The organism is Klebsiella sp. CTHL.F3a (genome assembly GCF_019890895.1).
GTDB classification, from domain to species: Bacteria; Pseudomonadota; Gammaproteobacteria; order Enterobacterales; family Enterobacteriaceae; genus Klebsiella; species Klebsiella grimontii.
Genome location: NZ_CP082360.1, coordinates 2,592,304 through 2,612,297, shown reverse-complemented (window position 1 = coordinate 2,612,297; position 19,994 = coordinate 2,592,304). Strand labels below are relative to the sequence as shown.

Sequence of the window (19,994 nt, the reverse complement as noted above, 5' to 3'; positions counted from 1 at the left end):
ATCAACTAACCTTTGTTAGATTTAATAAAGTTGCAATCATTGATTCAGTCAATGCTGATTTTCTATCATCTTCAGAATCCATTTCACTTAAATAAAGATCGGCATCAGGTGCTTCATCCTCAAAATCTTCCATACTGTCGTCTTCAGTTGATGAAACAGAAAGCTCCTCTTTACTCCAGGTCTCTCGCCCTATGATTAAATTTAATGTATCGCTTTCAGGAAGCACTATTTTCGGGAAGCGACCTGAACTGTCTACCGTGCCGGTCGACAGGATTTTCCCATTGCTGTCAGTAATGTTGTATGGCTGATTTGCCATCCAGTCCATACTTTGGCTGGCACTATCGGCACCAGGGAAAGCAAAACGTAAGCTCTGTTCGCCAGGTTCCATTACAGGAAAGACAGGCAGCGTGACCTTTTCTGATGCGCTTGCCTTACGCCCATAATGTCCTGCTTTCGTACGATATTCACCTGCAGTAGCAGATTCAATCGCACTTGCATCAATCCTGATATAGCTCCCACCACCATTCAGAGTCAGCTTCTTCTTCGCGATGATTTTGATTTCATCCTCCGTGCTGACAATGCTGATTTCCTTGCGGGCCAGCAGCGCCATCAGGTCGTTCTGCGCCTGTACTTGCACCGGCCCCTGGTTCGCGATGAGCTTAATACCCAGCTTACGAACAAACACGCTCAGGGCATTACCCACCCCGACGAACAGATTTTTCACCACGCTGACGTCGGCATTTTTACCGGCCGTAGCTATCAGGTTCTGCCCGGCAGATACCTGCAGATGTTGTCCGCTGGTTAGTGCCATTCCATCCGGTGCGCTGAGCAGCAGCACTGATTTTTTGAGGTCTGTCAGCTGCTGTTCCAGCAGTTTGATTTGCGCCTGGAGATCGGCCGGGTTCGCGGTCGCCTTCTGCGCATCATCGGAGATGGAGGTCATCTGCTCCCGGGCATCACCCAGATTGCTGACCACTGGCTCCATCTCCAGCACCTGACCCTGTGCTTTCGTCTGGCCATCAGCGCTGATGAACATCCCTTTCTGTGCCCGGATGGCTCCCCAGCTGTCGGTTCTGAGCTCAAAACCCTCACCGCGCTTCTGCTTCTCCGCATCCACTAAATGTCCGAGACTCAGCTGACTCTTGCCGCCGTACTCGGTGCTGACCTTGATATGCTCTTTTCCGCGCTCATCATCCAGGCGGATTTTGTTGTTCGCTGGGGTGCGAAGGACATTGCGCTTGTAGTTACGGATGGTGACGTGGTCGCCGTGGGCCGAGTCGTGCAGCACCCCTGAAATGTACGGTCTGTCCGGGTTACCGTCTTCAAAGCCAATCGCAACCTCGGTACCCGCCAGCAGCGGCAGGTGCAGACCGTAGGTGTCACCGGCATACGGGCGTGACTGGCGCACCCACAGGCTCTCAAACCCGGTTTCCCAGTTATCACGGTCAAACAGCATGTTGACGCGATAGCGGCCGTCTTTATCAATGTGGCCATAGGTGTCATTCTCGGTGGTGCTCGTGACACGTGCCGGCAATGTACCGGCCATCACCGGACGTGAGCCAGGCTCAGGACGGAAACTAAAATCAGTGCTGTCCGGGATGCCGTCGAAGTTGACGCCAAAGTCTTCATCACGGCACGCATGGCTGTGCATCGCCGTGATGACCACGCCCTGAGCAAACACCTCCGCCACTTCGTACCCACCGGTGACTTTCAGTACCTGACCCGGAGAGAGGGTCGGGCAGCTGGTGATGGCGCGGGTCTGCGTCTGGCCATTCAGATAACGCTCATGACGAATGCGGGCAAAAAAGGCTCCGGACTCCGGGGCCGGATTACGGTCATGTTGACTTCCCGCTGTCAGATAATTATCCGCATAGTGATAGGCATCACCGTAGGTGGTGGCATCGCCCCGGGTCGCATCGACCTGGGTGTTCATGTCCTCAGTGGCCTGACGATAGTTGTAATCACGGGTGCTGACCTGCTTCTGCACCACGTTATGATGGCTCTCCATCCCCCAGACCGAGTCCACCCCTTCCGAATGCTGTCCTGATGGCGGAACCGATGGCAGCGTCAGGCCTTTTTCATACCCCTGCTGACCGTCATAAAACTCCACAACATCGATGTTCAGGCGCGTATCAGTGGTAAAGCGGAACCAGATACCGACCTCACCCAGCAGGCGGGTAATAAAGTGCAGGTCATCCTCGCCGTACTGCATCACCTGTTCACGACGCGGGTACTCTTTTGAGAGTGAGAACAGAAAATCCTGGCCGCGCATGCCGTGGCGCTCGCGCAGGATTTTTTCCACAATCTGCGGGACCGACAGGTCCTGGTAAATCGCGTTCTGGTGCGAACGGTCGAGCAGCGCCAGGCGTGGCTGGAGGACCAGAGCGTAATGCGTTTCGTCTTTTGACGTGCCCAGGCGCTCAAAGCCCGTCACCACCCCCTGAATCACCCGCACCGGCCGCTGAGCCTTGATACCGTAGCCCTGATCAACCGGGGCCTGCAGCGTCAGGGAGCCGGGCTTCATCAGCATCATCTCCCTGCTGATGGCGTGGTTACCGCTGGTGAACTCAATACGGTAGCGGAACGGTGTGCTCAGGGCCTCATCACCTTCAAACGCCAGCACATCGGACTCTGCGTCACAGCCCTTCACCGAAAGCAGGTGGTGGCTGTGGCTGAATCTTATAGGAAGATTGTTGCTCATTGTATTCCTTCATATCGGCAGAGAAATTATGTTCTGAAAGACCAGACATGCATTAAGTAGTTAGTTACTACTTGATCTTTATTGTATATTTTTTATAAAAGTCTTTACCGGAATGCATTGTGCCAAGAGTAAACCCAGAAACAGTTACGCTATAATCACCTGATTTTTTCGGGATACCAGATATGATAATGCGATGGTAATCTTTGTTTATTCCATCTTCTCCACCAAAAGTGTATTTTACGCCCTCCGGATTCCATACCAACCCTGAATCGTTCGGGGTTATACTTACCGATACGCTGGATTCATTAACAGCTCCACCTTTTATTTCAATGATATCCTGGTACTTGTGATTAACTGTTGCAACCTTAAGAACATTTTTTTCAGGAAGGACTGTTGGGTGAGTACCGGTGCAGCCAGACACAATAAGAATTAAAACATAAATTAAATATTTCATTTAGCTCAATGGTTTGAATACCACACCTCAAAAAAAATGCCTAGCAAAGTAGTTGAGACTGATATTATTTTTATTTACCAATCAACTCTTTCCCAGGAGGAAAGCTTCAACTCAGTTGGAGCATCACTATCGATATTTCTGCATCACCCATAAAGTTTTACCTTAGACTTCCCAGTAATTCTTTGGCAACGAATCATCTTTTTCTCAATGTTCTTTTAACGCTCATGAAGATAAAATATATGACTCGTTAAAATTGCTTAGCATTCAAACCAAAATTTTATTATTTGTTTATTTCTGAACATTAATCTCATATTGTTTTTCAAAATATTGCCCCGCACTAGCAACAATCCCGCCCCTAATACTAATTGTTACAATCCCTTGTAACTGAGGCTTACCTTCTATAGTAAAATTATTATTTATATATTTTGTGTAATATTTTTTTTCAGCGAACACTAGTCTCAGTCCAGAATTTGATGGGTGAATTTCATAACTCAGATCAACAACTGGTCCTGTACCTCCAGAGATGGTGATTGGAACATAATATTCCTGATCTATATATCCATCTGGTAACTTATTGGGCTCAAATACAAGGTGATTGCCACATCCAGTCAGAAACAAAGAAATTACAAAAGCTGTTAGATAGTGATTCATTTTTAATCATGGTATTTTTGTAAATACCATCCCCCCAAAAGTATGGCTTAGAAATTCACCTAATGTTAATGATACTCGAAGCGAGTTATCTTTAACTTCACCCCATGAAAAAAGTCTCAGCGAGACAAGCTCTTCTAAACTCGTTTCGTTAGTGATACTACCCCCGTTCACTAATTTTAACTTTCCATCCCAAACAATCCAGTGATCTTTGAATGGAACATCTGCGCCTTGTTGGAGCATGCCAGCAGATATCAAACTAAAGATATGGACATCATTACACATTAATGAGTTTAATTTACAAATATCGATTAAGCTGCTATGATACCAACTTATATTACTAAATATCTTCTGCGCACCTGCATTCAGCATCCATTTCTCAATATCTCCCCACAAGGTAATTGCAGATACCTTATCTCCAACTGATTCATATTTTAACAAATTATTAGATGAATCACGCAAGCTGGCCATAGTAATCCAATCAATTGCAGAAACTCGAGGATGACTCGCCCCTGAAAATAAATCATTCACTTTCATCGTGCTAGTGCTTGGCTGAAGTAAAAAAGATCCCAGCGTTGCTTTGCCATGATTCCATAGTTCCCAAACCAGTTGCTCATAAACATCATATCGATCCATCATTAAACAATAATAAAATGCTGCAGGGCCACATAGCATCGAATAATACTGGTTTGGATAATACTCCCCTTCTGGACCTAACAGGGAAGCAGCTTTTCTCGCATCAAGTTCACTTTTTATACTATTTTTCGTAAAAGGGTCTAATGGATCTCCTATTGGATGCTCCAGAGCGACAAAAAACCTTGGCATACAAGTGATTTGCACATTATGTATGTTATCCTCACCCTTATCATTCACCGGTTTTGTCTGCGCTTTAGTCTCAAAATAGCAGACGTTTTCGCGTTTATTTTTAGAGTACGCTTGCCCTGATGCCATTTCACTAAGTGTGTACATTTTTTTCGCAGGTGATGAAAGCACAGAAACCAACTTACCGCCGTGCTTGCGATACAAGTTCATTTCCATAATGTAGATTACAGACAGATCATCCTCAGTTTCATTCGTTTCATGGGACTGCGTTTGATAATTTGGGGTTACTGGTTGTTGCGCCACTGACAGTAGCATATGTTTATTATTATTGGCATCAGTTCTATACACATTGAGATCATAAAAAAGGTCGACTGCTGAAACATTCGATTCAATTTTTGTATAAATATTATACTTAGGCATTAATAGCCTCCGGCATCATATGTAGCAGAACATCCTGAGTCTGTGCGGACGTAAACAACTTCGTATACCCCTCACCATCACTAACACCCTCTATTACTGAACCATCAGCCAGAAATGCCTTGTATGGGGTATTAAGCATCGGTACCCCATTATCATCTACACACAAATAACGAATATTATGGCTGCCATCATCTATAGCATTGGCTAAAGGTGAAATATCAGGCTTATGCTGCGCTCTCGTCTGTCTCGCGTAATGCCCTGCTCTTGTCCTGAAATCTCCCATAGTGGCTGATTCAATAGCATTGACATCCAGAGTGATGTAACTCCCCCCGCCGTTTACCGTTAGCTTCTTCTTCGCGATGATTTTGATTTCATCTTCCGTGCTGACGATGCTGATTTCTTTTCGTGCCAGCAATGCCATCAGATCGTTCTGGGCCTGTATCTGTACCGGTCCCTGGTTTGCTATCAGCTTTATGCCCAGCTTACGCACAAAAACGCTCAGGGCATTACCCACCCCGATAAACAGATTTTTCACCACGCTGACGTCGGCATTTTTACCGGCAGAGGCTATCAGGTTCTGGCCAGCTGATACCTGCAGATGTTGTCCGCTGGTCAGCGCCATTCCATCCGGTGCACTGAGCAGCAGCACTGATTTTTTGAGGTCTGTCAGCTGCTGTTCCAGCAGTTTGATTTGCGCCTGGAGATCGGCCGGGTTCGCGGTTGCCTTCTGCGCATCATCGGAGATAGACGTCATCTGCTCCCGGGCATCACCCAGATTGCTGACCGCTGGCTGCATCTCCAGCACCTGACCCTGTGCTTTCGTCTGGCCATCAGCGCTGATGAACATCCCTTTCTGTGCCCGGATGGCTCCCCAGCTGTCGGTTCTGAGCTCAAAACCCTCACCGCGCTTTTGCTTCTCAGCATCCACTAAATGTCCGAGATTCAGCTGACTCTTGCCGCCGTACTCCGTGGAGACCTTGATATGCTCCTGGTCGCGGCTGTCATCAAGGCGGATTTTGTTGTTCGCTGGGGTGCGCAGAACGTTACGTTTGTAGTTTCGGATAGTGACATGGTCACCGTGCGCTGAGTCATGCAGCACGCCTGAAATGTACGGTCTGTCCGGGTTACCGTCCTCAAAACCAATCGCCACTTCGGTGCCTGCCAGCAGCGGCAGATGCAGGCCGTAGGTGTCACCGGCATACGGGCGTGACTGGCGCACCCACAGGCTCTCGAACCCGGTTTCCCAGTTATCACGGTCAAACAGCATGTTGACGCGATAGCGGCCGTCTTTATCGATGTGACCGTAGGTATCGTTCTCGGTGGTGCTCGTGACGCGTGCCGGCAATGTGCCAGCCATCACCGGACGTGAGCCAGGCTCAGGGCGGAAACTAAAATCAGTGCTGTCCGGGATGCCGTCGAAGTTGACGCCAAAATCTTCATCACGGCGCGCATGGCTGTGCATCGCCGTGACGACCACGCCCTGTGCGAACACGTCTGCCACTTCGTACCCGCCGGTGACTTTCAGTACCTGACCCGGAAAGAGGGTCGGGCAGCTGGTGATGGCGCGGGTCTGCGTCTGGCCATTCAGATAACGCTCATGACGAATGCGGGCAAAAAAGGCTCCGGACTCCGGGGCCGGATTACGGTCATGTTGACTTCCCGCTGCCAGATAGTTATCCGCATAGTGATAGGCATCACCATAGGTGGTGGCATCCCCGCGAGTCGCATCGACCTGGGTGTTCATGTCATCCGTGGCCTGACGGTAGTTGTAATCACGGGTGCTGACCTGCTTCTGCACCACGTAATGATGGCTCTCCATGCCCCAGACCGAGTCTACCCCTTCCGAATGCTGTCCTGATGGCGGAACAGAGGGCAGCGTCAGGCCTTTTTCATACCCCTGCTGACCGTCGTAAAACTCCACCACGTCGATGTTCAGGCGCGTATCAGTGGTAAAGCGGAACCAGATACCGACCTCACCCAGCAGGCGGGTAATAAAGTGCAGGTCATCCTCGCCGTACTGCATCACCTGTTCACGACGCGGGTACTCTTTTGAGAGTGAGAACAGAAAATCCTGGCCGCGCATGTTGTGACGCTCGCGCAGGATTTTTTCCACGATTTGTGGGACCGACATGTCCTGATAAATGGCGTTCTGGTGCGAACGATCGAGCAGCGCCAGGCGTGGCTGCAGCGTAAGGGCATAATGGGTTTCATCTTTTGAGGTGTTGAGACGTTCAAAGCCGCTCACCACTCCCTGAAGAGTTCGCACGGCCTGCTGCATTTTGATGCCGTAACCCTGGTCCACCGGGGCCTGCAGCGTCAGGGAGGCTGCTTTCATCAGCATCATTTCTTTGCTGATGGCATGGTCAGCGCTGGTGAATTCAATATGATAGCTGAATGGCGTGCTCAGGGCTTCATCGCCTTCAAACGCCAGTACATCGAGCTCTGCGTCACATCCCTTCACTGCCAACTGGTGATGGTTGTGGCTGAATCTGATCGGGGGATTGTTGCTCATGCATGCACTCCTTGTGTACGGTCAAACTCCAGCCCGATACCCTCTTCCTCACTCCAGCTAAGGCATAGCGACTGTGGTTTCTGTTTCGCAGCCATGTGGGTCAGCAGCTGTTGACTCAGCACCGGCAGAATTTGTTGATTGAGCAGACTGTCGACGTTACGTGCACCGGTGTCCGGCAGCAGGCAGGCGACAGTCAGCGCGTCATACAGGTTTTCATCAATGTGCGTGCTCAGGCCGTAGTGGCAATGTAAGCGCTTGCTGACCTGCGCGAGTTTCATCTCCACGATGGTACGCATGGCTGCTTCTGCCAGTGGGCGGTAAATTACGGTCTGGAAGCGGGCCAGCAGCGCCGGCTGGAAGTGGTCACGCAATATCGGACGCAGCAGTTCGTGCAGATCTGCCTCGGTGGCTTCCGGCTGCTCATCAAGCAACTGCATCAGGTGGTCGCTGCCGAGGTTCGAGGTCATTAGAATAACGGTGTTACGGAAGTCAATTTCACGCCCTTCGCCGTCGCGCATAAAGCCGCGGTCAAAGACCTGATAGAACAGGTTCATCACGTCGCGGTGAGCTTTCTCCACTTCATCCAGCAGCACCACGCTGTACGGGCGCTTGCGCACTGCTTCGGTGAGAATACCGCCCTGACCGTAGCCGACGTAGCCCGGCGGGGAACCTTTGAGCTGGGAAACAGTGTGCGGCTCCTGGTACTCGGACAGGTTGATGGTAATCAGCGATTTTTCACCGCCATACAGCACGTCCGCCAGCGCCAGTGCGGTTTCGGTCTTACCGACGCCGCTCGGGCCGACCAGCAGGAACACACCCTGCGGGCCGTTCTCGGACGTCAGCCCGGTTTTGGCCGCGCGCAGGCGCTGGGCGATAGCCTCAAGAGAAACATCCTGACCGACGACACGCTGGCCGATTTCATTTTCCAGGGTCAGCAGTTCGGTCTGTTCGTCTTTCATCAGGGATGAGAGCGGCACGCCGGTCCAGTCGGCAATCACGTTGGCAACCGTGCGGGTGTCCACATCCACCTGAACCAGCACGTCGCCCTGTTGTGCCTGTTCGAGCTGCTGCAGGTCGGAAATCTCCGCCTGCTGGCTGATGTCCTGGCGGCTGGTTATCAGCTGCTGCGCCAGCGCCTTTTCAGTGCTGAAACGCGATTCCTGCTCCGCAATACGCGCTTCCAGTTCAGTCCGCTGCTGCTCAATGGCACCCAGGCGGTCACCATGGCGGTTGCTGCCGGCGGCGATATCTTCCAGCAGTGCCTGTTCTTCCAGTTCCAGCGCGGTCAATTGTGCTTTCAGGCGCACGATCTGTTCCGGCACGGTATCAAGGCTCATGCGCACACGTGCCGCGGCGGTATCCAGCAGGTCAACGGCCTTGTCCGGCAGCTGGCGCCCGGTCAGATAGCGGCGGGACAGCGTGACGGCAGCACGTACCGCATCATCGGTGATATGTACGTTGTGGTGTTCGGCATAGCGGGATTTGAGGCCACGCAGCATCAGACAGGCGGTGTCGTCGTCCGGCTCGTCGACCTTCACCATCTGGAAGCGACGTTCCAGCGCGGCATCGCGCTCGAAGTACTGTTTGTACTCGCTCCAGGTGGTCGCGGCGATGGTACGCAGTTCGCCGCGCGCCAGTGCCGGTTTCAGCAGATTGGCCGCATCTGCGCCACCAGCCTGGTTACCTGCACCGATAATGGTGTGGGCTTCGTCGATAAACAGCAAAATCGGTACCGGTGACTGCTGCACGGCATCGATAACGTTTTTCAGGCGCTGTTCGAACTCGCCTTTCACACCTGCGCCCGCCTGCAACAGGCCGAGGTCAAGGGTACGCAGGATGACCGGCTTGAGCGATTCCGGGACGTTGCCCTCTGCTATACGCAGCGCCAGACCTTCAACCAGCGCGGTTTTGCCGACACCCGGTTCGCCGACCAGAATCGGGTTATTTTTACGGCGGCGCGAGAGAATATCGACCATCTGGCGGATCTCAGTGTCGCGCCCGAATACCGGGTCGATTTTGCCCTCTTTCGCTTTGGCGGTAACATCAAGGGTGAATTTATCCAGCGCGTTCTGCAGCGCCGGGTTCAGTTCGCCTTCTTTCAGCTCTGCACCGACCGGGCGGCCCACAAACTCCACGTCACTGCCATGCTCCTGGGCCAGTTCAGCCTCAAACTGCAGCTCCGGGCGTTCATCAGATTGTGCATCCAGCAGCGGACGCAGGCGGGAGAGTTGGCTCATCCCGAGCGTCAGCAGTGGCCACAGACCGTCGCAGTGAGCAAGCCGTGGGTTTTCCGTCAGCGCCATCAGCAGGTGCACACTACGGATACTTTCCTCTCCGGCTAGTGAGGCCTGCATCCAGGCTTCCTGCATCAGTTTCTGAATATCTGCGGACAGCTGCGGGCGGCGGCGTACCGAACGCGGTTGATTATCCAGCCAGCCGAGCAAATCCTGCCACAGTGCATCCATATCCCACTCGTAGCGGCGTGCCAGCACTGTCAGGTCACCTTCCCCCTGTTCGAGCAGCTTCAGCAGCCAGTGCTCCGGCAAAATTTCCGCATGGGCACGGGTCTGGCAGAGCGAAGCCGCCCCTTCCATCGCGCGGGCGCAGTAAGGGTTCAGACGACGTAACAGGATGGCTGGATTTTCCATGAGATTCTCTCTTTGTCGGTTCCTGGACACGCTACCGCCCCTCGCTGTTCACCAAAGCGCATAAGGTCAGGCAGGCAGAATGTGTTTTTCTTTGCTGAGCGCCCGCGTCTCAGGCGCTCAGCAAAAAACTGCGGACAGGAAAGCCCTGCCCGCATCAGACGGTTGCCCTAAATAATTCGTGTTGCAGGCAGGCGGCAAGTTCGTGAATCCCCGGGAGCATAGATAACTATGCAACCGGGGTGAGCGGACGTAGCCAACGCACCTGCGGCGCGAAGTATGACGGGCAATTACGCGGTGGCGCGTTCGTTCCAGCTATCGGAATGAATGATGTTGCCGTCCTTGTAGGTCCAGGTGATTTTTTCGTAACGCAGTTCAATGCGCTCAAGGTGGTTATGCTTCTCTTTAGAAGGATCCTTGATGTCATACATTTCAGGATTCACTTTCACCACTTTCACGTTTTCCAGTTTGGTGTTGAAGTACTCCACTTCCTGGCCCGCGTCGTTGATTTTGTACCACTTGAATTCCGCAGACTTGAGGGTCTGACCGGTGGTCACAGCCTTGTACAGGTACGGGCTGGACGAGTCGATTTCCTTGGTGAACAGGAACGGGGTGTGGATACGGGTACCGGTCAGCTTGCCGGTGTTGTTGTCAGTCGGGATGTACAGTTATGCTCCTGAGCGACAACTTCGATGCTGCCTTCACGATCCTGAACGTCCACAGAACCTTTAATGTCCGCGCCGCCGTCGTCTTTCAGCCAAAGATAAACAGGAATTGCCATGGAATTACTCTCCATTGTGTTGTGATGCGCCATCATCCTGCGATGACGCCTGGGTGTGGCCCGGTATCTGACAGGCATTGGCCTGCGGTACCAGACTGATTTCGACACGGCGGTTAAGGGCACGCCCCTGAATCGTGTCGTTAGAGGCGACAGGGCGGCTTTCACCATAGCCCTGCACCGCAAAACAGCTTTCCGGCACATCGCCGGTGTCACGCATCCAGTTGCGGACGGACTCCGCACGCTTCAGCGACAGCGCCTGGTTGGCCTGTTCATCGCCGGTACTGTCGGTGTGACCCGCCACCACGATTAGCCAGCCCGGCTTCGCCTTGATGCCAACCAGGGAGTTCACCAGCAGCTTCGTCGAACCCGGTTTAAGGTCGTATCTGCCGGTGTCGAACAGCGACATGCTGTCGAGGCGCACAATTTTCGGTACCGGATTCGGCTGCAGTTTCGGGGGCGGTGGCGGGGGCACATACGAGCGGATCGCATCCAGTACCGGCATGCGCAGACGCGCCCCCTGATACAGACCGAGGCTCATCCGGACCGGTACGCCATTGCGCGCCAGACCATCCAGCTCTGCCGCATCGTCACGCAGGACAGCAACGGCATCAGCTTTTGCTCCGAAATCATCCATCGAAATACGGTCATAACGGGCGATATCGAAACTCACACGTTGCAGCAGCTGGCGATTGTTCCAGCCACTGCTGAGCAGCGCAGCAATGGCCGCCAGCGTGAAGAGCCCGTGCGCATACCGCCAGGTTCGCCCACGCGGTGTCAGGCCTCGCCCTTCCGGCAGCAGCGGCAGAATAAAATCCGGGAACTGGGAAATCACCGTACTGTCCGTTCCCACCGGCTGCCAGCCGGTCACCTGCTGCATCGCCGTGTGACGGGAAAGCCACACCGTCCAGGCCGAAGTGGCCAGACTTCCGGCCAGGATCGGCCCCATTCCCCACAGCACCTTGGCAGGTGTGATGACCGGAATATCGGGATTGTTATCCATAAAGACAGCCTGGACGTGCTGATGGAACCAGTTCATCAGACAGTTCATCAGCACCTGCGGCTGCATCGCTGGCGTTCCGCCGGCGGTGACCCATGCAGCGACTGACCCCGGGGCTGAAGACTCCCGCCAGATTCTCACCCCTTCTCCCGGGACCGCGGCCTGCCAGATCATGTCATTCATCATCGCGCTGCCAACCTGCCCCTTCAGCACCAGCGGCACAGAATGACCGGTTGCTTTACGCAGCTGGCTGATTTGCCAGCGCAGGGCAAGCAGGCGACTGGTGAGGGCTTCGCTGTCCGGATGTTGCTGCGGACAGACACTGACCATCACCGACAGCTGACGTCCCCAGTCAGGGCGCAGCCACAGTACCTGACGGGCTACCTGCTCCAGGCTCTGGTGATCCTCCACGCGGATCCAGCATCCCTGCGCGACAGTGAGCACCGGTGACTGCGGCATACATCCCCGCGACAGATCGCCACAGACCAGCACCACGGGCTGTCGGTAAGTGGCTTCCGGGAGGTCATCCAGAAGTAGAGTAAGATCGTGCCGCACACGACGGCTGGCGACAGTCCAGAACGCCAGGATAAGCCCCAGCATCCCCAGCAGAACGAGCACTGCAACCAGCCGGGTGATCGGCAGAAAACCCAGGCAGACCACGGCACTCAGCAGGGCGGCCCATAGCGCCAGTCCGCGCTGTTGTACAGGACTCATTTTACGGCTCCCGGCAACAGGGTCAGCAGCATCTGATCCAGCCAGTGATCCAGTCCCCACCAGAGTGCAGCCACCACCACCACGCTCAGGACAAGACGCACAGGCCATGATGCAAGCCAGCCGTCAATTCCCCATCCGGCAAGGCTTTCTGCCAGTACAGAATGGGTCTGTGGGTAGCTGAACGGCGTGACATGTTCACTGAGTGCACTGACGAGCTTCTGGCGTTCCGGGTCGTTCAGGGAGCGGAAACTGCCGAGAAATCCCAGCATCATGACCCGCTGGAAGCAGGTTACGACTGCAGGGTCAGGAGCAGCTTCTCTCAGAACATCGCGCATCCGATCGCACAGCGTGTCACCGGCGTCCATGGTGCCGAGGAAATGCCCCTGCAGGGGAATGTCATACCACTGCACACAGGCATCATCCTCCACACCGCGACCTTTGACCGCCTCATCGAGCAGCGCACACTGTGCCGTGAGAATGTGCTGACAGCTGGCTTCATCAAGTTCGCTCGCTTTCAGCTCACTCTGCACGCTCTCCACATCGGCAATGCAGCGCTCCCACAGTAAATGCCCCTCTCCCTCCTGAAAGACAGGGCCGTGATGCAGGCTGATGACCTGCAGCCAGGTGTCCTGCAGCAGGGCGTCAATATCAATGGACGCGGCAGCGCCGCGTTTAGGCTCACTCATGTTCTCAGTACCGCAAAGAGTTCAAGTTCAGGCTCGCCGAGCATCCCCGGGACGTAAAACATACAGGTCCCTCCCGTGAGCATTTCAGTGGTCAGGGGATGAGACACATCAAGGCTGAAGTACTGGTTTTCCAGGCGCAGTGGAATGGCGGCCGGCACATGACGCAGCGGCGTCAGCGGTACGCCCACCCGCGATGAATTGACGATACTTCTGACATGATCGGGACTGCCAACCTTGCACTGGCGCGGGAACTGCTCCTGCAACTGGGCCACCGGCATCGGTGAACGCACGGACAGATAATAATCCGCCCCTTCACGCAGACGTGGGTCATGTAGACGGGCCAGCCAGAAGTGCAGCCTGGCATCATGCTCAAGCTCAATCGCCACCACCCGCGATGGCAGGCTGGCTTCCAGCAGGTCACCCAGCAAAACAAATAGCGGCGGGAAGACGTTATTCAGCTGCTCATGCTGCCAGACCGGGATCGCACTCACCTGGTGTGCCAGCGAGAAGGTCAGCAGGCTGCCCGCCAGACGTGCCAGCTCAGGATACAGGCGCTCAGGCGGACATTGCGGATGGCGCTGAAACTGTCCCAGCACGGGCTCAGCACTGTTCAGGGCATTAAGCAGCCAGAACAGGGATACGTCGGCCACGGCAAAATCGGCCATCCGCTCATTACTTTCCCGGCGCATTGCCATCAGGCGGCTCAGGCGGACGCGTAGCTGGCTCATCAGCTGTTCGAGCTGGGTTACCAGCCAGCGACTGCCCTGGATGGCCAGGAGCGGAGGGAGAAACGTCTCATCGGGTTGCCACACACCCTGTGAATCCTGCTGCATGCGCGCGACCGGACAGGTCAGGTAATCGCTGTTGTTCTGATGGGCGAAACGCAGCGTCAGCTCCGGGCGCATCACCGCAATCTGACGGGTGTCGTCCCCGAAGGTATTGCGGACATCCTGCCAGCGTTGGCGATAGCGAACAGGACGCCCGGCCACTTCATCGGGTTTCAGGCAGTTACCGCCATTCGCCCGCAACAACGGAAGTGCCAGAACCACCACCACCTCCTGTGACTCCCCCTCAAGCGCCAGCACCGGTGGCAAATCGTCAGCATTATCCGTGTCGATAAGCGTTCCGTCAGGGAAGCGGACGTGCATATGGCGGGCCTGCAGGCGGCCCAGTTTCAGGGGCTCCGGCTCGAAAGTGGCCTCAATTATTCCCCAGGGATGACTGAGGCCTAATCGGGCAATACATTCCGCAGTCCAGGCCGCATACGCGGCCTGTTGCTGGAAGTGCTGGGGAGAGACCATCTGGCCCCGGCCCCATAACGGCTGTTCCGTCTTCATTGGCTTCCTGCCTTAATTTATGATTTCGCCTTCGGCATCCGGGAAACCAGCGACAGGTTGACGTCCATCCCTTCCACCTGGAAGTGCGGCACGGCGTACAGCTTCACGCGGAAGAAGCCCGGGTTGTCTTCGATGTCTTCCACCACCACTTTCGCGTCACGCAGCGGGTGAGAGGCCTGCAGCTCGTCGCCCGGATCGCTCATTTCGGTGACCAGAGTGCGCACCCAGGTGTTGAGATCCAGCTCCAGCAGACGGCGATCTTTTGTGGTCCCGATGTTTTCACGCTGGATAAGCTTCAGGTAGTGCGCAATACGCGACAGCAGGAAGATATACGGCAGGCGCGCGTTGATGCGGCTGTTGGCGGTCGCATCAGCGGTGTCGTACAACGCGGGCTTCTGGGTAGAGTTCGCCGAGAAGAAGCACGCGTAGTCACGGTTCTTGTAGTACGACAGCGGGATAAAGCCGAGATTCGCGAACTCAAACTCGCGGGTTTCCGGGATCATCACCTCAGACGGGATTTTCACCTGATTGCCGGTACCAAGGTCATACAGGTGGATCGGCAGATCCTGAACCGCACCACCGGCCTGCGGACCACGGATTTGCACGCACCAGCCGTTGTTAATGAAGCTTTTCACCATGTTGGCCGCAAAGGCGAACGAGGCATTGGTCCACAGGTATTTGTCGTGGTCCGGGCCTTTCACCTGCTCAACGTAGTTAAAGCTGCGAACCGGGATGGTGTCCGGCCCGTACGGCAGGCGACCCAGCACGCGCGGCATCACCAGGCCGAGATAGCGGGAGTCATCCGTCTCACGGAAGCTTTTCCATTTGATGTACTCGGCGCGGTCAAAGTAGTTGCCGATGTCTTTGATGGCCGCCACTTCTTCCATTGAGGACTTCATAAAGAACGCCGGACCCGCGGAGCCAATAAACGGCATATGGGCAGCCGCAGACACTTTTGAAATATTGCGCATCAGTGCCACGTCCTGCGCAGACGCATCAAACTCGTACGCGGAAATCACCGCAGCAATCGGTTCGCCGCCCGGCGTGTCGTACTCCATGGTGTACGTCTGGCGGTACAGGCCACTCTGGATAATTTCCGGCGAGTCCTCGAAATCCTGACGCAGTTCGTCTTTGGAAAGGTCCAGAATCTCGATTTTTACGTTCTGACGAAAATCCGTTTTATCCACCAGCGACTTAAGACCGCGCCATACGGATTCAAGTTTCTGGAACTCATCGCTGTGTATCACTTCATCAAGCTGGCGGCTAATCTGGAAATCCAGTTCCGCGATGTGATGATCCAGTAATGTCTTATCGAGCTTCTCGACTTTCTGACCGGACTTCTGCAGGCACTGCATGAAGACCTGAACGGCTGCCGTAACGCGCGCATCAGCGGACGTTTCCGCCATTACAGTATTGTCTTCAAAACCATTCAGGTCACCAATTTCACCAACCGGCGTTAAATTAATTTTGTTGAACAGGGACGCATAAACACCATTCTGTGGCAGCGTCTTTTCAATTGTCGCGCCGCCTGTATAATTCTGGGATTCATTATTGACTGACATAAGCATTTTACTCGTAATTATTCCGTTAACAGGTTCCGGTAATTATCCCTGAACCGGGGCAAGCGCATTCAGTTCGCGGCGCAGTTCATCAGAAAGTGCCGGATCCTTTAAAATAGTTTCCAGTTCTTTCCTGAAAGTGACGTTATCCAGTAGATTGGATTTCAAATCACGCAGTAAATTACGCATGGCGAGCATTGCACGGAGCTGAGGTATTTGACGCGCCACTGCTTCTGGCTCAAAGCCCTTCATATTCTGGAAAGCCAGCTTCACGTTTTCTTCGGAGTCATCGTTTGCGAGGGTATTTTTAACGGTGATATTTACTTCAGGATGGAGATCAGCGAGAACGCTGTTGAAGTTGTTTTTATTAATGTTGATTTTTTCGCGTTCTGAAAGGGTCCGTTCTGCCCTGCCATTGCTGTAGTCAGCGACAGTCAGCAACTTCAGCGGCAGTTCAACTTTCTTTCTGGCACCGCCCGTAAGCAGATCCAGTTTTATATTTACACGTGCGCGAGGTATCTCGTTCTGAAATGATTCAGACATGTTTATTTATCTCCTGAATAAATTAATCCCTTGTAGGCTGAGCATTACCATATAAAAACAGGGGCTTTTAATTGTAACCAGCGATTTGCGTTAAGGTAAAGCGGGCAATATCGAAAAAAGGAACTTAAGTAAAATACACTAACATGTAATCCAGACTTAACTGGCGCACCCAGACCGGCTATAATGACTAAAAAGCCAGATTACCCGTTCAACCTGAAATGAAAATGCCCACAAACTAAGGGCTGTCACGGATAATATTACAGGATAGTGCTTAACACTGAAAAGCCCTGAAAATGTCCAACACTGGACTTATGGTTAAAATTGGAGATAACCAGTGAGACCATTTAATATTTTCGGCGTATCGGATATAAGACAATTATCAACTGGTTTTATAGGTGGCAGATTTTAACTACGTGAGCACCTGTCAGGGTTTCGCTTATGTGATGTTCATCATAGATATGTTCGCCAGTATTAACGTGGGCTGGCTTCAACAGGCAACACAGGCGGCTCATATGACAACACGATAATCGCGAGCATCAATGGTCTATACAAAACGGAAGTGATACACCAACAGGGTAGGAAAAATCGGCAGGAAGCGGAGCTGGCAACCTAAGTTCCTTGACTTAACTCTCTCCCATAAAACAGGTACGATTCAGCTCTAATGGAGCCGGGCGTCCTAAACCGGGCATTGGCCAAAACAAATGAGTAAGGCCGAGTTATAGATGTTTCCTGCATCTATTGGTAACTATTGCGAACGGCAGCACAAAACTATTTTGCACAAGTGAGTTAAATCAGAAGATTTGATGATAAGTACATTTTTGAGTACGTTACCGGAAGAGACCAACATAAATACCATTTGAAATCAAAAAGTTGTGCACCATGTCAATTTTCAATTAAACGCACCATAATGCGTCCGTAGCTCAGTTGGTTAGAGCACCACCTTGACATGGTGGGGGTCGGTGGTTCGAGTCCACTCGGACGCACCATTTCACAATCTCGTGATATGGTGCCTGTTTTATCTCCCGCATTGAAACATCCGAAAATCACTCTCTTTCTGTAACCTCATTATTTTCTGACTTTTATCAACTCATCTGCTAATAACGTTCAGTAACCGTTAAGTTATTCTCCACGGTTATGTAAAGTGACGTAAAGTCCTGCGCCAGGTCTGTCAGGAGTTTATTAACGCAACGGCTCTGGATATATCTTCTCGCTAATAAAAATCTTTCGTTAGATCATAACCCGTTATGCTGACATTCATTCAAAACAAGCGAAACGGTTACCGTTATGTAATTCAGAATATTTCAAAAAAAATATCCCTAGCAAGCGGTTTGACTGTTCGTAAATAACAGCTAAATTTAATTCCTGAACGACAACGGATACGTATCCAAATCGTATCTTCCTGACATAAAATCAACAGAGGTATGAAAATATGGCAGAACATCGTGGTGGTTCCGGTAATTTCGCTGAAGACCGTGATAAAGCATCTGAAGCTGGACGTAAAGGCGGTCAGCACAGCGGTGGGAACTTTAAAAACGATCCGCAACGTGCATCTGAAGCCGGTAAAAAAGGCGGACAAAATAGTCATGGTGGCGGACGTAAATCTGATAATTCCTGATTATTAATCGCCTCGTTCTCTTGTAAATAAAAGAGTATCCTGCGGGTCTGCGGACTCGCAGTTATTCTCCTGTGTAAAAGGTATTTCATATGAATATGAAAAGCATAGAAGACGTATTTATTCATCTTTTATCGGATACTTACAGCGCTGAAAAACAATTAACTCGCGGGCTGGCTAAATTGGCCAGGGCAGCGTCAAGCGAACAGCTCAGCGCCGCCTTCAAGGCCCACCTTGAAGAGACCCAGGGGCAGATTGAGCGTATCGATCAAATTGTCGAGCAAGAACCTGCCATCAAAATTAAGCGTATGAAATGTGTGGCGATGGAGGGGCTTATTGAAGAAGCTAACGAAGTCATCGAGAGCACAGAGAAAAATGAAGTGCGGGATGCTGCATTAATTGCCGCTGCGCAAAAGGTTGAGCATTATGAAATTGCCAGCTACGGTACTCTCGCCACCTTAGCAGAACAACTGGGTTATAAAAAAGCGGTTAAGCTTTTAGCGGAAACGTTAGAAGAAGAGAAATCAACCGACCTTAAATTAACTGACCTGGCGGTCGGCAATATTAATAAAGATGCACAAAATAAATAGCCAGATAATAACCCGATATTAAGGAGTTGATTATGAATCACCTTGAACATTATCACGACTGGCTACGCGATGCACATGCAATGGAAAAGCAAGCAGAATCCATGCTGGAATCCATGGCGGGCCGCATCGATAACTACCCGGACCTACGCAGTCGAATTCAACAGCACGTAACTGAAACCAAACGCCAAATTACCGTACTGGAGGAAATTCTCGACCGTAATAATATATCGCGTTCGGTACTGAAGGATTCAATGAGCAAAATGGCCGCCTTCGGGCAATCCATTGGCGGCATGTTCCCTTCCGATGAAATTGTTAAAGGGTCAATTAGCGGTTATGTCTTTGAGCAGTTTGAAATTGCCTGTTATACCTCCCTGCTTGCCGCTGCTAATAAAGCCGGCGACGTCGCATCGATCCCGGCCATCGAATCAATTCTTGCAGAGGAGCGGGCAATGGCCGACTGGCTGCTGAAGCATATCCCGCAAACAACGGAGGAGTTCCTTCTGCGATCTGAAGCCGAAGGCGTTGAAGCTAAGAAATAAGCAACAAGGATAAGAGCCTATGTTCCGACACGTTAAGCAACTTCAGTATACCGTAAGGGTCGCGGAGCCAAATCCGGGACTGGCGAACCTCCTTCTGGAACAATTCGGCGGCCCTCAGGGCGAGCTAGCCGCCGGGTAAATTACCGCCACTCCCTGAATACGCCAGCACCTACTACAATATGTCGTAGGGAGACGACATACGCGGGAGCTGGAATAGCGATCGGCACTTCGATTATGTCGCGGATCCGCAGCCTGCACCTGCAGTAGACGGCGGAAACGGGAGCGTCAGCGTCAGGCTAACAGCCGAGCAGAAGGCTCTGGTGAAAGCCATGGCGGAACGGATCGAATCCGCCCCCGATGGCGATCCTCTTACCGGCGCCGAGCTCGGCGAGGGTAAGGAAAAGCCTTAATCCTCGATAACCTGCTGTTAATCA

General features: G+C 52.6%; 15 protein-coding genes, 1 tRNA gene and 3 pseudogenes. 7 read left to right on the top strand and 12 right to left on the bottom strand.

Features of this window, described 5'->3' with window-relative positions; translation table 11 throughout:
- Position 1: 1 nt before the first annotated feature.
- The 12 genes and pseudogenes from K7H21_RS12260 to tssB form a co-directional block, all read right to left on the bottom strand.
- On the bottom strand, positions 2–2,701 hold the full coding sequence (locus K7H21_RS12260; RefSeq protein ID WP_223035811.1) for a type VI secretion system Vgr family protein: 2,700 nt from the start codon (positions 2,699–2,701) through the stop codon (positions 2–4).
- 67 nt (positions 2,702–2,768) lie between these two features.
- The gene (locus tag K7H21_RS12255) at positions 2,769–3,155 is read right to left on the bottom strand and encodes a hypothetical protein (RefSeq protein ID WP_223035810.1); all 387 of its coding nucleotides are present in this window, start codon (positions 3,153–3,155) and stop codon (positions 2,769–2,771) included.
- Positions 3,156–3,443: 288 nt separating this feature from the next.
- On the bottom strand, positions 3,444–3,806 hold the full coding sequence (locus K7H21_RS12250; RefSeq protein WP_142983070.1) for a hypothetical protein: 363 nt from the start codon (positions 3,804–3,806) through the stop codon (positions 3,444–3,446).
- A gap of 6 nt (positions 3,807–3,812) precedes the next feature.
- A complete protein-coding gene (locus K7H21_RS12245) occupies positions 3,813–5,045 on the bottom strand; it encodes a hypothetical protein (RefSeq protein WP_142983071.1) in 1,233 nt (410 codons plus the stop codon).
- Positions 5,038–7,557: a type VI secretion system Vgr family protein gene (locus K7H21_RS12240; protein WP_142983072.1), complete on the bottom strand. Its 2,520-nt coding sequence runs from the start codon at positions 7,555–7,557 to the stop codon at positions 5,038–5,040. Before K7H21_RS12240 ends, K7H21_RS12245 begins: the two co-directional genes overlap by 8 nt.
- A complete protein-coding gene (gene tssH, locus K7H21_RS12235; RefSeq protein ID WP_223035809.1) occupies positions 7,554–10,205 on the bottom strand; it encodes a type VI secretion system ATPase TssH in 2,652 nt (883 codons plus the stop codon). The genes K7H21_RS12240 and tssH overlap by 4 nt, the downstream gene beginning before the upstream one ends.
- 287 nt (positions 10,206–10,492) lie before the next feature.
- Positions 10,493–10,983: pseudogene (hcp, locus tag K7H21_RS12230) on the bottom strand (type VI secretion system effector Hcp).
- 4 nt (positions 10,984–10,987) lie between these two features.
- Complete coding sequence (locus K7H21_RS12225; protein WP_223035808.1) at positions 10,988–12,694, bottom strand: OmpA family protein; 1,707 nt, start codon at positions 12,692–12,694, stop codon at positions 10,988–10,990.
- The gene (tssL, locus tag K7H21_RS12220) at positions 12,691–13,380 is read right to left on the bottom strand and encodes a type VI secretion system protein TssL, short form (RefSeq protein WP_223035807.1); all 690 of its coding nucleotides are present in this window, start codon (positions 13,378–13,380) and stop codon (positions 12,691–12,693) included. The genes K7H21_RS12225 and tssL overlap by 4 nt, the downstream gene beginning before the upstream one ends.
- The gene (gene tssK / locus K7H21_RS12215) at positions 13,377–14,717 is read right to left on the bottom strand and encodes a type VI secretion system baseplate subunit TssK (protein WP_223035806.1); all 1,341 of its coding nucleotides are present in this window, start codon (positions 14,715–14,717) and stop codon (positions 13,377–13,379) included. The genes tssL and tssK overlap by 4 nt, the downstream gene beginning before the upstream one ends.
- A gap of 17 nt (positions 14,718–14,734) precedes the next feature.
- Positions 14,735–16,285 carry a type VI secretion system contractile sheath large subunit gene (gene tssC / locus K7H21_RS12210; protein ID WP_418773079.1) on the bottom strand — a complete coding sequence of 517 codons (1,551 nt, stop codon included), beginning with the start codon at positions 16,283–16,285 and terminating at the stop codon, positions 14,735–14,737.
- 36 nt (positions 16,286–16,321) lie between these two features.
- Complete coding sequence (tssB, locus tag K7H21_RS12205; protein ID WP_223035804.1) at positions 16,322–16,819, bottom strand: type VI secretion system contractile sheath small subunit; 498 nt, start codon at positions 16,817–16,819, stop codon at positions 16,322–16,324.
- Between the two features lie 395 nt (positions 16,820–17,214).
- Here tssB and K7H21_RS12200 point away from each other — a divergent pair.
- From K7H21_RS12200 to K7H21_RS12175, 7 genes and pseudogenes are all read left to right on the top strand, one after another.
- Positions 17,215–17,429 (top strand): annotated as a pseudogene (locus tag K7H21_RS12200) (hypothetical protein); the annotation flags it as partial.
- 299 nt (positions 17,430–17,728) lie between these two features.
- Positions 17,729–17,805, top strand: a tRNA-Val gene (locus K7H21_RS12195).
- Between the two features lie 443 nt (positions 17,806–18,248).
- The gene (locus K7H21_RS12190; protein WP_004136767.1) at positions 18,249–18,434 is read left to right on the top strand and encodes a con-10 family general stress protein; all 186 of its coding nucleotides are present in this window, start codon (positions 18,249–18,251) and stop codon (positions 18,432–18,434) included.
- 89 nt (positions 18,435–18,523) lie between these two features.
- Positions 18,524–19,021 (top strand): YciE/YciF ferroxidase family protein, encoded by a 498-nt coding sequence (locus K7H21_RS12185; protein WP_004119447.1) that lies wholly within the window; start codon positions 18,524–18,526, stop codon positions 19,019–19,021.
- A gap of 32 nt (positions 19,022–19,053) precedes the next feature.
- Positions 19,054–19,560, top strand: a complete 507-nt coding sequence (locus K7H21_RS12180; RefSeq protein ID WP_004119445.1) for a ferritin-like domain-containing protein — start codon at positions 19,054–19,056, stop codon at positions 19,558–19,560.
- A gap of 19 nt (positions 19,561–19,579) precedes the next feature.
- Positions 19,580–19,699, top strand: coding sequence for a manganese catalase family protein (locus K7H21_RS29355; RefSeq protein WP_075208535.1), 120 nt, complete (start codon positions 19,580–19,582; stop codon positions 19,697–19,699).
- Positions 19,689–19,970: pseudogene (locus K7H21_RS12175) on the top strand (manganese catalase family protein); the annotation flags it as partial. The gene K7H21_RS29355 and the pseudogene K7H21_RS12175, both read left to right, overlap by 11 nt.
- Positions 19,971–19,994 lie beyond the last annotated feature (24 nt).

Excerpts from the sequence above, each read along its gene's own strand:
- tssL (WP_223035807.1), bottom strand. The coding sequence starts at position 13,380 with ATGAGTGAGCCTAAACGCGGCGCTGCCGCGTCCATTGATATTGACGCC.
- tssH (WP_223035809.1), bottom strand. The coding sequence starts at position 10,205 with ATGGAAAATCCAGCCATCCTGTTACGTCGTCTGAACCCTTACTGCGCC.
- tssB (WP_223035804.1), bottom strand. The coding sequence starts at position 16,819 with ATGTCTGAATCATTTCAGAACGAGATACCTCGCGCACGTGTAAATATA.
- K7H21_RS12240 (WP_142983072.1), bottom strand. The coding sequence starts at position 7,557 with ATGAGCAACAATCCCCCGATCAGATTCAGCCACAACCATCACCAGTTG.
- K7H21_RS12185 (WP_004119447.1), top strand. The coding sequence starts at position 18,524 with ATGAATATGAAAAGCATAGAAGACGTATTTATTCATCTTTTATCGGAT.
- K7H21_RS12255 (WP_223035810.1), bottom strand. The coding sequence starts at position 3,155 with ATGAAATATTTAATTTATGTTTTAATTCTTATTGTGTCTGGCTGCACC.
- K7H21_RS12180 (WP_004119445.1), top strand. The coding sequence starts at position 19,054 with ATGAATCACCTTGAACATTATCACGACTGGCTACGCGATGCACATGCA.
- tssC (WP_418773079.1), bottom strand. The coding sequence starts at position 16,285 with ATGCTTATGTCAGTCAATAATGAATCCCAGAATTATACAGGCGGCGCG.
- K7H21_RS12245 (WP_142983071.1), bottom strand. The coding sequence starts at position 5,045 with ATGCCTAAGTATAATATTTATACAAAAATTGAATCGAATGTTTCAGCA.
- K7H21_RS12190 (WP_004136767.1), top strand. The coding sequence starts at position 18,249 with ATGGCAGAACATCGTGGTGGTTCCGGTAATTTCGCTGAAGACCGTGAT.
- K7H21_RS12250 (WP_142983070.1), bottom strand. The coding sequence starts at position 3,806 with ATGAATCACTATCTAACAGCTTTTGTAATTTCTTTGTTTCTGACTGGA.
- K7H21_RS12225 (WP_223035808.1), bottom strand. The coding sequence starts at position 12,694 with ATGAGTCCTGTACAACAGCGCGGACTGGCGCTATGGGCCGCCCTGCTG.
- tssK (WP_223035806.1), bottom strand. The coding sequence starts at position 14,717 with ATGAAGACGGAACAGCCGTTATGGGGCCGGGGCCAGATGGTCTCTCCC.
- K7H21_RS12260 (WP_223035811.1), bottom strand. The coding sequence starts at position 2,701 with ATGAGCAACAATCTTCCTATAAGATTCAGCCACAGCCACCACCTGCTT.
- K7H21_RS29355 (WP_075208535.1), top strand. The coding sequence starts at position 19,580 with ATGTTCCGACACGTTAAGCAACTTCAGTATACCGTAAGGGTCGCGGAG.